This window comes from Virgibacillus sp., assembly GCF_013393565.1.
Taxonomy (GTDB): Bacteria; Bacillota; Bacilli; order Bacillales; family Amphibacillaceae; genus Virgibacillus; species Virgibacillus dokdonensis.
Genome location: NZ_JABXHF010000033.1, coordinates 29,023 through 41,794, shown reverse-complemented (window position 1 = coordinate 41,794; position 12,772 = coordinate 29,023). Strand labels below are relative to the sequence as shown.

Sequence of the window (12,772 nt, the reverse complement as noted above, 5' to 3'; positions counted from 1 at the left end):
AGGACTACCATTCCCTTATTATAAGGTTTTTTTATGCGTTTTTGTATTGATAATTCCTATTATTCTTAGTATTGACACAAGTTGTTTTTTCTTGACTACTTTATAAAAAGTTTATGCAACGCTAGTGTAATTTCCTAGACAATTAAAAAACCGACGGAAGGCCTCCGTCGGTAAAAAATAGTTACTTCCTTACGCTAGATGGGAAATAGCGATTTTTTAATTGTGTGGAAAACACTTCTAAAATAATCGCAATGATCAGGATAGCGTATGTAATAAATCCAACTTCGCTAAGATCAAAATAGAATCCTGAAGCCATAAATAATTCAAAGCCGATACCGCCAGCTCCGGCAGCAGCTCCCATAGCAACTGCGACAGCAAAATTGATTTCAAAGCGGAGGAAAGTCCAAGATAATATATATGTAAACGTGGAAGGCATAATGCCGTGTATTACAACATGCCACCAGCTTGAACCTGTCGCTCTTAATGCTTCTAAAATACCTTTATCCACTTCTTCAAACGCCTCTGAAAAAGCTTTTACAAGATACGCAATGGAATGAAACAACATTCCTAAAACGGCAGCTTCACTTCCGAGTCCAGCAGCAATGGCGAAAATAAGTACCCATAATACAGTTGGAACCGCTCGAATAAAGGCGACAATAACACGAACAACCTTCGTCACCCATTCCTTCGATAAATTAGTTGCAGCCATAAGCGCTAAAAAGAACGCAATAACAGCACCAATAATCGTAGACAAAACAGCAAGACCAAGGGTAACCCCAACTTGATAAAGCGCTTCTGCCCAAGTAAAATGATTTAGCGCTGGTTCAAAAAACATCACTTTTAAGTTTTGTCCCGTTTCTACAATGGCGGTCCATAACTCCAACCCTGTGTAATCAAAAAGCAGAAATGCAGCAACGGTTAAAACAAAAAGCAACATCATTGTCAGACGGATAACGCGTTCCGATTTACTTCCAGCTTTAATAGAAATACGTCCATTTCTCTTTCGCTTTATATACGTAGGGTTCGCTACTGTTTCCATTACATAATCACCTTCCGTATATAGTTTGACATCAACTCAATGATAATTACGGCGATTACAATGCTAAAGGTAACGAGAGCAACTACATTGTAATTCATCGATTTATAATACATATCAAATGTATAGCCAATACCTGTTCCTGTTAAAATACCTACTAAGGTGGCACTACGAATATTTGTTTCAATCATAAATAATATCCAACTGATCATTTGCGGTAAGCTTTGTGGGATGACGGCCTTATTTACAATATGAAAATAAGTGGCACCTGTAGCTGTTAAAGCCTCCACCGCACTATGACTTGCTTCATCAATGGACTCAATAAAAGCTCTCGTTAAAAATCCAACTGTTCCTACAAATAACGCTAAATATCCTGTTAACGAATTTTGACCAAAGGAAAGTAATAAAATAAGCGCCCAAGCAACAACAGGAATATTACGTGATACGGAAGCGATAAAGCGGGCAAATGTACTTAAAAAGCCATTGATGCTCGTTGTTTTTGATCCCATAATACCAAGGAAAATGGAAACAACTGCAGCCGTTGTCGTTGCTGCAATTGACATGAAAATGGTCTCCACAAGCTTATCTAAAATAGTCGGTAGCTTCTCTAATGATTCTTGCGTTATAAGTAAATTCGAAAACATCCAACCAATTGCTTCTGGAAAAGCTGCTAATCCATCTATGAAATTAAATTTCGTTATTGCTGCAGATAAATACGTAATGGCAATAATAATGATTAATGCCATCGTCATTTGCCATTTTCGTTTTTGCATTACCTTTTCACTCACGACCATTTCCCCTCACACTGTTATTAATTCTCGCATTTCCGTTCCATAAATACGATTCGTTTTCTCCTCGGTCAGCTGATAATTGGTTCCATCAAATACAACTTCTCCCTGATTTAGACCGATAATGCGATCTGAATATTGTTGTGCGACTTCCACTTGATGCAAATTGACAAGACAAGTGATGCCTAGCTCGGAAGTAATGGACTTTAAATGATCCATAATAATTTTAGAAGAGTTTGGATCAAGTGACGCAATCGGCTCATCACAAAGGACAAGTTTCGGACCTTGAATCAATGCACGGGCAATGCCAACTCGTTGCTGCTGTCCTCCACTTAACTGATCACAACGCTTATACGCATGTTCTTCAATGCCAAGCTTGCGAAGCAGATAAAAAGCTTGCTCTTTTTCTTTTTCTGTAAAACGGCTCATTATGCCTTGCAAAGTCGTCTTATAGCCTAAGCGTCCATGCAGCACATTTTCAATTACTGTTAAACGTGGAACTAAATTATAATGTTGAAACACCATTCCAATGTTTGTACGCAATTGGCGTAGTGCACGTTTGTTCAATTGTGTCACAGGAGCATTATCAAAGATCACTTCCCCGCTACTAATAGGTACCATTTGATTCACACAACGTAATAAAGTAGATTTCCCTGCACCAGATGGACCGATAATAGAAACAAATTCTCCAGCTTTTACGGTAAAAGAAATATCTTTTAATACCTTCGTCTCGTTATCGTACGACTTACTTAGTCTTGCAATTTGTAAAAGTGCCATGAATAGGCTCCCTCCTATAATGTGAGCAGAGAATCCCTCCGCTTCTTTTTGCTAAACATGTTTAGAAAAACTTGGCTTATCGTCACGTCTTAGACCGAAATTATGCTCTTATACGACCCTAAAATTTTCAACATTCCTATTGTGTAAAGATGCGTATAAGTGAGGCAACAGCATCTACATCCTCTTTTTTTGTAAGAGGTTGTTAAGTTATGCCCTTGGTATACTAACAATCAGTGGGGGATAAGCATAACCCCCCCCCACTTGATTAAAGACTTGCTTATTGAAGTTCACGAATAGGGTCAAACCAATCATCTTCTGCTGGTGCAAAGCGTTCTTTATCTGTTTTAAAGAATAATGCCGATTGCTCAGCGTCTTCTGGAACAAAAATACCTTCATTACTCGCAACTTCATCGGAGGTCAATGCTTCTTGAAGCTTTTTAAAATCTTCTTCACCTAATGTATCCATATTTGCGGCAAATGGCGCATTAAGCACTGGTGTTACACTCATTAACGTAAATTCTTTTCCTACTACTTTATTAAAAGGTTGTTCTGCGTCGTCTTTCACTTTATAAATAGAGCCGACTTCATTTTCTTCTCCTTCAGCTACTTCTACATAGTTTTCTACACATGTATCACAAAACGCTGCTACATCGGCATTCCCATCTAATAAATTGACTGCCGAACCTTGGTGGGAGTTACCAAACAGTACTTGTGAGAATAGAGGGCCACCTTCCATTAAATCTTCTTCGGTTAAATCTTTGTACTCCTCTTGCTCTGTGAAGTGGGAAAGAATCCCAGCTGATGGTACTTTAAAACCAGAAGTGGAGCTGTTAGAAACGAAAGAAAATTTCTTATCTGCTATTGTATCTAGAGAATATTCACCATCTTGTTTATAATTTTCTTGATCATCCACATTAACAGCTAACCAGCTATGGTAAACAGCATCGTCTAACGTACCAGAAGGACCAGTTGGAACGACGATAGGCTGCACTGCATCGTTATTTTCATTCGCTTCAATATAACCTTGTGCACCCATGAATGCTACATCCGCGTTATTATTCACTAACGTCTCAATTGCAATCGCATAATCTGTTGTTAAGTGGTGCTCTACTTCTTTTCCAGTAGCATCAGCAATTACTTTGCCAATTTCATCACGAGAGGATTTCAAATCTTCTCCTGACTCATTTGGATACCATACAACATCAATCACATTATCTACTTCTGCTTTTCCCTCTTCCGTACTAGCGTTTCCTTCCGAACAACCAACAGCAAATATAGCTAATAAAAGCAAAACACCAAATCTAGTTAACGTCTTTTTCATGTTAACGCTCCTTCTTATTCATAGATTAGTTGATAAAGCAATTTTTCGATTTCGTATGCACGAATAAGTGAATATTCCCTCCCTAATGGGTAGCTTGCCTTCTTTTCCTCTACTATTAAAACATAACTTGACTGAATAGAGTTTATATTTACAATATATTTACATAAAATTTAATAAATTAATATTATTTACATTATAAGATAAAGTAAAATATCAATCAGCGAGACTTCCTTTTCCCCCATTGTTTGGCTAGCAAAGCAAGGGTATGACCTAAAAGCCTCTGAATGAATTAATAATTTAGGCCCTGTTACTCCCACTTAGACTTGTTCAGCGCTCACATCTCCAATTCTTGAAATGGAAGGCTTACAGCAGCTTATATCGGGATAAACGACTGCCTCGTCATAAAGTCTCAGCGATAAGCCAGCTTTTCTTTTTCGTTTAAAACAAACCACCAAACATATGGGTCATTTCTTGCTCTTTTTGAAGAAAGTCAATCTATTAACGTACGACTCAGAAAAGAAGGACTTGTAATTTCCCCTACCTCTATCGGCATGCCAAAACTACCATGATAGTCCGTCCCGCCAGTCATGATCAAATCATATGTGTGCGCTAAATGTTCAATGCGTTGGTGGTCTTCTGCTGTGTGATCAGGATGATTGCGTTCAATACCGCCCAAGCCAACCTCGACAAGTTCGGGGATAAGCTCATAAGAATCGAGTTGCCCAGGATGGGCAACAACAGCGATACCACCGTCAGCTACAATTGCTTCTACAGCAAGAAACGCGTCTACATATTCGATATCACCAGATGCTGGACCTTCCCCTTTAAAAAGTTTGCGGTATAACGCTTGATAAGGCTCAGATTCATAAGCGGCTGATGTGATTTGCTGCATCACATGCTGCTTGTAAATCGTTCTACTCGGTCGTGCTATTTTGATCACGGTTTGCGGGTCAATTTGATATGCCTGTTGATTTATCTGCTCGATTTGCCAAAGTGTATGCGCCTGCCTTCTATTGCGCACCGTTTTACAGAGTGCTTCCATGTTCTTGGCATCTTGGTAAAAATCATAGCCAAGGATATGCACTTTACGATCTCGTTTAAAATCATAGGCTGAGATTTCAATTCCGGGAATGACTTCAATGCCATATGTATTCCCTAAAGCTTGTTTTTCGTTTAAACCATCGATGCTATCGTGATCCACAAAGCTCATTTGCGAAACGCCATTTTTCGCTGCCTGCTCCAACACCCTTTCTACGTGATCCGAGCCATCGGAATACGTGCTATGCACATGCAGGTCAGCTTTCATGAATAACGCCTTCTTTCACAGATTTATCTTGACTGAATTGCATATCAAACACATGATCACATAAGCCATCCATAAATTGGATGTCGTGAAAAATACCAACTAACGTCGTTCCACTTGCTTTCAATTTTTCAATGATTTCACGTACTTTTATTTTCGATTGCTGATCCAAACTGGCTGTTGGCTCATCAAGTAATAACAAGCGAGGCTTCTTCACGGTTGCCATGGCAATATTCAGCCGCAGCTTTTCTCCACCAGAAAATGTATTTGGATAATGGTCCCAAAGTTTGGGATCTAGCTCAAAATGCGTTAACGCCTTTTCTGCTTCTATTTTAGCTGCCTGTTCTGTTGCTCCCATTTCCAACAGTGCTTTCTCCACAAGCTCCCTTGATGTTGTCCGTGGCATTACATTTAAAAATTGCGACACATAGCCGATTTCATGCTTACGTAAGTAAAGAATTTCTCGCTCTGTTGCATTCGTTAAATCAATGAACCCATAGCGTGCCGAATCATAAATTATGCTTCCCTCATCAGGACGGTAAGTACGATAGATGCTTTTTAAGATCGTTGACTTACCACTACCACTTTTACCAACAATCCCAAGAAATTCTCCCTGCTCCAGTGAAAAATGAATATGTTCCACTGCTTGCCTCGTTTTTCCCAAGTGATGAATTGTAAATCGTTTGCCAAAATCTTTTACTTGCAGCATTGCCATTGCCAAAAGCCTCCTTTACATTAATTCATTCGATAATTTGTTGTCGTGATTAAGGCGCCGTTTACCATCGTCGCTGTTAACATTGGATAACCATCATCCATTCGTTCAATCACTAGCATATCTGCTTTTTTCCCCGGTTTAATGGAACCAATTTCATTATCCATTCGTACAGCTTTAGCAGGATTCAACGTTACTTTCATAAACATGTCATGCAAATCATTTCCGTCGTTATCACTTAAAGAAAAGATAGCGTGCAGTAAGGCTGCCGGGTAATAATCGCTGCATAAAATATCAATACAATCTTCTTTAATTGCTTCAGCAGCTGACAAATTGCCGGAATGCGAACCGCCAAGTAATACGTTAGGAGCACCAGCTATTGTCTTCAGTCCCAGTTTCTTCGCCTTTTTCGCAATTTCCATCGTAATTGGAAATTCGCTAATCGTTGTGCCAAATGATTGCACAAGATGTAGCTTATCCACATTATCATCATCATGTGAAGCCACTGCTATCCCTTTGGAAATAGCCAACTTGGCAACCTCCTGCATGCGTTCAATGGTCATACACTCGACGTTTTGTCGTTCTTGAATAATGGTCTGTACAGCCTCGTCAGATAAATCACGATAGCCTTGCAATGTTTCCCTATACACTTCTAAATCACGGTATTGTCCTTGCCCAGGTGTATGATCCATAAACGATAGCAAGTGGACCTTATTTGCTTCCATATTGCGGATTAACTGATCGACTTCCATAATATTGTCAATTTCAAACCGCGCATGTAGGCGATGACGGATTAAATGTAGTTCATGATGCGTGTTTGCAATGGCATCTACCATGCGTTGGACATTTTCAGGCTGTCGGATGGGTTTATGGTCAAACGCATCTTCTCTATAAAACGATAGCGAATGGAACATCGTTGTAATACCATGCCCAACCAAAATCTTCTCTGCTTCTCTTAAACTAATATTAAAATCCATCATACTGGTCGGCCTTGGCGAAGCAAGACTTTCAATATAATCGGAATGAATATCAATAAATCCTGGAGAAATAAAACCCCCATTGGCATTTACTTTTTCAGCATGGGCGTAGTTATCGACTTCTGCTTCAGGAATGATCGCTTGAATCATATCCCCTTCTACCACGACGGCATAATTTTCCAAGATTGTTTCTTCGGTAATGACGTTTCCATTATGAATGACATACACAATAGGTGACCTCCTATAATAACGAGTAAACTAAACGTTGCGTATAAGCATGTTGTGGATCTTCTAAGATTTGATCCGTTAACCCTTCTTCAATGACGGAACCATTCAGCATCACCATCGTTCGATCTGCTAGCATCCGAATAACAGCCAGATCATGGGAAACGACAATCATACTAATTCCCCACTCTCTCTGAATCTGTTTAATCAAATCAAGCACATTTGCCTGTACAGACAAATCAAGCCCTGTCGTTACTTCATCTAAAAATAGAATCGGCGGATTATTCGATAATGCTTTTGCTATTTGCACCCGCTGTTGCATTCCTCCAGAAAAGTTTTGCGGCTCTTCCTTCGAGCGAAACAACGGAATTTGCACATGTTCAAGCAGTTTGTTTCCCGTACTTTCCATGGATGAGACATGACGATTTCCCGCTGCAATCAGTTTTTCGGCAATATTTCCAATTGAAGAAAAGTTCATCTTCAACCCATTGACTGGATTTTGATAGACCATTCCGTATTTATGATTACGAATATACCGTTGCTTCTGTGGGGATAATTGAAAGACATTTTGCCCATTTAATTCGCCATTATAGATAAAAGCTTCCCCAGAAGTAACGGGCGCATCAAAGTAAAGGCATTGCATCATTGTTGATTTCCCACTACCACTTTCGCCAACAATGCCAAGTATTTCTCCTGGAAACAAGTCCAAAGATACATCCTGACATGCATAAACTGTTCCACAAATAGGGCAATAATTTTTCTCCAACTGTCGGTCTACTTTATTACGACAATGGGTACACCCGTTACCAAACTGTTTATTTAAGTTCCGAACTTGCAATATTGGTTCTTCATGCATGATGATGTTCCACCTCCACTTGCTCTTGGCTGTTCAATCTATCTATACAGTAGCTCGTATCATTACACTGATAATAAGCTTTTCCTGTTGTTTCATCGACCAATTCATCAAGGAACACATCATTTGCACCGCATAAATGACATGCCTGATCTGAAAATGTTTCCACGGTAAACGGATAATCTTCAAAAGCAAGTGACGCTACATCCGTATAAGGTGGCACAGCATAGATTTTCTTCTCTCTTCCTGCCCCTAACAAAATCAAAGCTTTCGATGTATGCATTTTCGGATTATCGAACCTTGGGATGGGACTTGGCGCCATCACGTAGCGTCCATTTACATAGACAGGATGATCGGCACCTGTTGCTGTTTTACCGTATTTCATAATTTGCTCAAATAATAAGAGCCACGCGCCGCTATATTCTTCTTCTGCATGTAATCGTTTGGTTACATACTCACTAGCTTCTACATCACGTAACGGTTCTGGCGTTGGGACTTGTAATACTAAAATTTGCTCCTCGGTTAGTGGAACTTCTGGAATCCGATGTCTGGATTGGATTAAGGAAGCGTCCTCTGTCTGGTCGGTTAGTTCCACACCGGTAGTTTGTTGGACTAACTTTTTTATACTAACGGCATTCACTGACTCATCTGCACCTTGGTCAATTACTTTTAAACTATCTTCTCTACCAATTAACGATAACGTTAACTGTAATCCACCTGTTCCCCAACCTCTTGCAATTGGCATTTCTCTTGAAGCGAATGGGACTTGATAGCCAGGGATCGCGACTGCTTTTAACGTCGTGCGGCGAATTTCCTTCTTTGACCCTTCATCAAAAAACGCAAAATGTGTTTTATTCTTCATCACTCTCTCCCTTTCTTTTAACCTCACGTACACTATCCAGCTTCGATTGGAAAGTGACATAATGTGGGAGTTTCAAATGCGATATGAACCCTGTTGCTTCTACCGAATCGATATGTAATAGAACGAACTCTTCATCATGTGTCGGGAAACTAGCTTCAGGGTGCTCTAAACATTGGTCAAGAATACTCATCGCAATTGCTTTTGTTTCATTTTGTCCGTAACAAACCCCGTAACCAATTTCAAAATCAAGTTCCTCTTCATTTTGTTCATTTTTGACAGAGACAGGGACAAACGATTCGACTTCGGAAACTTTGATTTCACCAATATAATAGCTATCTTCCTCTGTCTGTTCAGGCTCATTCGGATGCCCGACATAGATCGGAAGCATGCCAACACGGACTTCACCGACCGTTGGATGCACCTGACCGTATCCGCGTAAAGAGGCATACCCAAGAGCTGTCACGGCACCTGTTTGCCCACGTGTTAATGTTTGTAATCGAGCACTGCGCGAAGCTGGAAAAGATAGGTTTTCTTTTGTAATATCCGTCGGAGGTGTATCATCTAATTCATGACCTCCAAATAGTCCCTCTTGGCGTAAATAATTGACTACTTTCGGAAAAAACAATACTTCATCGTGTGGAGATACTACTTGCTCCAGTTTATCCAAATAGTTTTTCATCCATTGATCAATTCCTAGCTTTGTTTCTGAAGCTAACGAAAAGTCAAGTAAACGGTGCGTGTAGTCTGTCGTAGAGCCTAATATTTGCCCACCAGGAATGTCCTTAAAACTGGCGGAAATACGGCGTTCTACGCACATAGACTCGGATTCTACAATCTTACTATAATGCAGTCTCGGTAATGTTGAACGATGTGCGCGCATAATGAATACAGCCTCTTCCATACTACCTTCTGCTTGCTTAATAGCTAGCGCTGCAAGAAATGGAGAATACAAGCTACTTTCTGACATTACCTGATCGACAAGGGCACGCATTGTTGCCATGATCGTTTTCACTTCAACAACTTCTCTTTCTTGTAAACGATCGTACGTTAACCTTTCAATAGAAGCTTCAATTGCCTTTGTTCCACCTTTGACCGCTACATAACCCATCTACTCCACCTCCTGTACAGAAACCGTTGTTGTCCTAGGAACACAAGCAATCTGCATGATGTCATCCGTGAACATAAGATCGATGCCTAAAGGATATTCTTGCACTGCTTCACTCCTAGCTTGCCAAATGCTTGGCACGAAACTTGTATGTAAATCTGTTTGCCTCTGAATTCCAGGACCTGTTAATAGTAGTTGCGGCTGATTAGACAACGGCGTTTGACTTTCCATTACCCATGTAGCAGAATACTGCGGATCAACTAAATTCCCTGTTTTACAAGTAGCCATTCCTTCAATAATGGAAGCCTCGGTAGCGTCCTGTAACACAATAATAAAATCGGCTTCTTCCATAGATGCATGTCTGGCTAAAGTATAGGCAGCGATTTTTTCTTCGACGAGCTGCTTATTCTCAGAAATCACATGAAATGACACTTCTCCATCCAATAACGTCATCGCAATGAGCAACGTTGCATCATAACACGCTACCTCATAGTCCACTTTCTCTTGAAAAGCTTGTAAATTAGCTAGCTTTCCTGGACGAGCCATACGATCTAATAATTTGCGATACACCTTTTGTAAGTCATGAACTTGATCTATCGGCATACAATCTCTCTCCTGCTCTTATATTTTTAACATTTTTAACAAACAATTCCTTGCCATAGGTTGCATTCTCTATTGCTCGTGTATTTTTCAGAAAAACTTTATCTACATTTCTTGATCATGCCAAGAAAATGTTAAACATCCATCGTTTCAAAGTTTACTTTGGTTTCCATTAATTCTGCTTGTTGTCTTATTTTTTTACGGTTTATTTCTGCTTCAGCGGCCTCTAAAGTGTCCGTCCAAGACAGCGTTTCAGGTAACTGTGCATTGTAAGCTGCATCAATAATAGCTAATTGAGTTGCTACCTCATCGTGCATACCTTGTATAATGCCGATGCCGATTTCCCCTTGAATTTCTACTTTTGCTTCCGTAACGAGTACTTCACCTATATAGAATAAGGATTTCTGTGCGCTTTCCCGCATTTTCACCATTGTTAATCCATGTCTTGGGACAACGATTTCCTTGTAGGTATACGTCTGCTTAATATCGTTTGCCAGACTTGCCGCCAGGTTGGGATTTGCTTGCACAAGAATCTCTGATCTTCTTCGCCTTCTCATTCAGATAACCTCCTTTACAAGTTCATATTAACTTGTTGCCAAGTTGCTGTGTTTTAAGATATCGTAAAGTATTTGTAAAGGGTGGTTTATAATTGAAAGGCGATACCATTTAATAAACGACTTGTTGACGATTTAACTGCTGTTATCGTCCACTTAGACTTGTTCAGTTAGGCATTTCCAATTTATTAGAGTAGGGGCAAATTGAGATGAAAGCGTACTATTACGCACATGTGCTTACCTAGAGCTAAGTAAAATTGTAAACTTAAGCGAATTTTTTATGAACTTCAACTGTTTTCCAGTAAACCCTATAACCAAATTAGAAAAACTTGGCTTGTCGCCAAGTCTTATGGCGAATGGCATAGTTTTTCTTATACTATAAACCTTTAAACTTTTATACTTTCTTATAGTGGAACAAAGGCTCGGGGCGCCCGGTTAGCAACGTAGCGAGTGGAACGAATCAACTAAAGTTTTAGGTATCATGCTCCGGCAAGCCCGTCTTTAGTCGGCCTTCCTATTTAGAACGAACCGATGATGACTTATCGTAGGGCAATGGAGTAAAGTCGCCTAGTTGATTGGCGCTGGAGCCGGACGTGGCTAAATAACTTAGTAAGTTTATCTACAGCTGCAAAATTTTATAATTTCCTAGACAACTAAAAAGTCGATAAGGCCCCTCTAACATGCCTCACCGACTTTCATTCATTGTAATATCATATTTAAATTTATCACTACGATACAGTATTTTCGTATATTCCAATACTTTTTGTGTTTGTACATCAATGCAATCGGTTTCTAGTACAATAAGAGGGACCATACTACCGCATGAAAACAATTTTTGTTCATAGGAAGTTGGAAACGTAATACTTAATAAAGACTGCTTACTTGTAAATGCTTCATATCCCAATTGCCGATAGTAAGCAAACATGGATAATATTTGCGGTCCTTCTTGAGCAATGTTTGGAAATTGCTGCTGATTAACGTATGATTGATGAATAGCTATCGGTTCGTCATCAATTAATCGAAGTCGCCCAATTTTATAAATCTCTGCTTCCCTGCTAGCCCGTAACGCGTCGTACACTTTACTATCATAGCTGATTTTTGTGCAATACATATTTTTCGTTGTCAATCGATAACCAGCACGCTGCATCTTTTCGGTAAAACTGCTGTTTCCTGTCAAATGTAATTGAATTGGTTTGGCAGTTTCTTTTAAAAAACGCCCCTTACCTTGCACAGAATAAATATATCCACGAGCCTCCAATGTTGTTAATGCATTTCTAGCAGTAATGCGTGGCACGTTATACTGATCTGCAAGTTTATTTTCTGATAGAAGCTTTTCACCAGGCTTCATCGCCTTCGTAATAATTTTCTCCATTATATCGTCAATAATTTGCGTTTCTTTATCTATCGGCATGTAAATACCTCCCTACCAACTATATCAACATATTTGTAATCCTGTCATGTTGTCTCGTTCATTATGTTTTGAATCGACTCTTTCCATTAGCGGAACCCTTGTTCTTCCACATTCATTGTTAGGCAACGAACAAAGGCTCGGGGCGCCCGTTTAGCAACGTAGCGACTGGAACGAATCAACGAAAGTTTTAGGTATCATGCTCCGGCAAGCCCGTCTTTAGTCGGCCTTCCTATTTAGAACGAACCGAT

Annotated in this window: 13 protein-coding genes; all 13 read right to left on the bottom strand. The window is 39.8% G+C overall.

The features are described 5' to 3' along the window. Window positions 1-181 precede the first annotated feature (181 nt). The gene (locus tag HLX49_RS08925; RefSeq protein ID WP_296361362.1) at window positions 182-1,039 is read right to left on the bottom strand and encodes a PhnE/PtxC family ABC transporter permease; all 858 of its coding nucleotides are present in this window, start codon (window positions 1,037-1,039) and stop codon (window positions 182-184) included. Beyond that, the gene (gene phnE / locus HLX49_RS08920) at window positions 1,039-1,824 is read right to left on the bottom strand and encodes a phosphonate ABC transporter, permease protein PhnE (protein WP_296361360.1); all 786 of its coding nucleotides are present in this window, start codon (window positions 1,822-1,824) and stop codon (window positions 1,039-1,041) included. Before phnE ends, HLX49_RS08925 begins: the two co-directional genes overlap by 1 nt. Before the next feature lie 12 nt (window positions 1,825-1,836). Continuing rightward, a complete protein-coding gene (phnC, locus tag HLX49_RS08915; protein WP_077702181.1) occupies window positions 1,837-2,601 on the bottom strand; it encodes a phosphonate ABC transporter ATP-binding protein in 765 nt (254 codons plus the stop codon). Window positions 2,602-2,878: 277 nt separating this feature from the next. Then, window positions 2,879-3,922, bottom strand: coding sequence for a PhnD/SsuA/transferrin family substrate-binding protein (locus tag HLX49_RS08910; protein ID WP_077702180.1), 1,044 nt, complete (start codon window positions 3,920-3,922; stop codon window positions 2,879-2,881). 490 nt (window positions 3,923-4,412) lie between these two features. Then, complete coding sequence (locus HLX49_RS08905; protein ID WP_077702179.1) at window positions 4,413-5,228, bottom strand: PHP domain-containing protein; 816 nt, start codon at window positions 5,226-5,228, stop codon at window positions 4,413-4,415. Further along, the gene (gene phnL, locus HLX49_RS08900; RefSeq protein WP_296361356.1) at window positions 5,218-5,940 is read right to left on the bottom strand and encodes a phosphonate C-P lyase system protein PhnL; all 723 of its coding nucleotides are present in this window, start codon (window positions 5,938-5,940) and stop codon (window positions 5,218-5,220) included. Before phnL ends, HLX49_RS08905 begins: the two co-directional genes overlap by 11 nt. Window positions 5,941-5,960: 20 nt before the next feature. Next, entirely contained in the window at window positions 5,961-7,142 is a 1,182-nt protein-coding gene (phnM, locus tag HLX49_RS08895) for a phosphonate metabolism protein PhnM (protein WP_296361354.1), read from the bottom strand. Between the two features lie 13 nt (window positions 7,143-7,155). Further along, a complete protein-coding gene (locus HLX49_RS08890; RefSeq protein WP_077702176.1) occupies window positions 7,156-7,995 on the bottom strand; it encodes an ATP-binding cassette domain-containing protein in 840 nt (279 codons plus the stop codon). Continuing rightward, on the bottom strand, window positions 7,988-8,854 hold the full coding sequence (locus tag HLX49_RS08885; RefSeq protein WP_077702175.1) for an alpha-D-ribose 1-methylphosphonate 5-phosphate C-P-lyase PhnJ: 867 nt from the start codon (window positions 8,852-8,854) through the stop codon (window positions 7,988-7,990). Before HLX49_RS08885 ends, HLX49_RS08890 begins: the two co-directional genes overlap by 8 nt. Further along, window positions 8,844-9,962: a carbon-phosphorus lyase complex subunit PhnI gene (locus tag HLX49_RS08880; RefSeq protein ID WP_077702174.1), complete on the bottom strand. Its 1,119-nt coding sequence runs from the start codon at window positions 9,960-9,962 to the stop codon at window positions 8,844-8,846. Before HLX49_RS08880 ends, HLX49_RS08885 begins: the two co-directional genes overlap by 11 nt. Then, complete coding sequence (gene phnH / locus HLX49_RS08875) at window positions 9,963-10,562, bottom strand: phosphonate C-P lyase system protein PhnH (RefSeq protein ID WP_077702173.1); 600 nt, start codon at window positions 10,560-10,562, stop codon at window positions 9,963-9,965. It abuts the gene before it with no gap. 131 nt (window positions 10,563-10,693) lie between these two features. After that, window positions 10,694-11,116, bottom strand: a complete 423-nt coding sequence (gene phnG / locus HLX49_RS08870) for a phosphonate C-P lyase system protein PhnG (protein WP_296361347.1) — start codon at window positions 11,114-11,116, stop codon at window positions 10,694-10,696. A gap of 682 nt (window positions 11,117-11,798) precedes the next feature. Next, window positions 11,799-12,524: a GntR family transcriptional regulator gene (locus HLX49_RS08865; protein ID WP_296361345.1), complete on the bottom strand. Its 726-nt coding sequence runs from the start codon at window positions 12,522-12,524 to the stop codon at window positions 11,799-11,801. Window positions 12,525-12,772: the final 248 nt, after the last annotated feature.

Excerpts from the sequence above, each read along its gene's own strand:
- HLX49_RS08925 (WP_296361362.1), bottom strand. The coding sequence starts at position 1,039 with ATGGAAACAGTAGCGAACCCTACGTATATAAAGCGAAAGAGAAATGGA.
- phnC (WP_077702181.1), bottom strand. The coding sequence starts at position 2,601 with ATGGCACTTTTACAAATTGCAAGACTAAGTAAGTCGTACGATAACGAG.
- HLX49_RS08910 (WP_077702180.1), bottom strand. The coding sequence starts at position 3,922 with ATGAAAAAGACGTTAACTAGATTTGGTGTTTTGCTTTTATTAGCTATA.
- HLX49_RS08905 (WP_077702179.1), bottom strand. The coding sequence starts at position 5,228 with ATGAAAGCTGACCTGCATGTGCATAGCACGTATTCCGATGGCTCGGAT.
- phnL (WP_296361356.1), bottom strand. The coding sequence starts at position 5,940 with ATGGCAATGCTGCAAGTAAAAGATTTTGGCAAACGATTTACAATTCAT.
- HLX49_RS08890 (WP_077702176.1), bottom strand. The coding sequence starts at position 7,995 with ATGCATGAAGAACCAATATTGCAAGTTCGGAACTTAAATAAACAGTTT.
- HLX49_RS08885 (WP_077702175.1), bottom strand. The coding sequence starts at position 8,854 with ATGAAGAATAAAACACATTTTGCGTTTTTTGATGAAGGGTCAAAGAAG.
- HLX49_RS08880 (WP_077702174.1), bottom strand. The coding sequence starts at position 9,962 with ATGGGTTATGTAGCGGTCAAAGGTGGAACAAAGGCAATTGAAGCTTCT.
- phnH (WP_077702173.1), bottom strand. The coding sequence starts at position 10,562 with ATGCCGATAGATCAAGTTCATGACTTACAAAAGGTGTATCGCAAATTA.
- phnG (WP_296361347.1), bottom strand. The coding sequence starts at position 11,116 with ATGAGAAGGCGAAGAAGATCAGAGATTCTTGTGCAAGCAAATCCCAAC.
- HLX49_RS08865 (WP_296361345.1), bottom strand. The coding sequence starts at position 12,524 with ATGCCGATAGATAAAGAAACGCAAATTATTGACGATATAATGGAGAAA.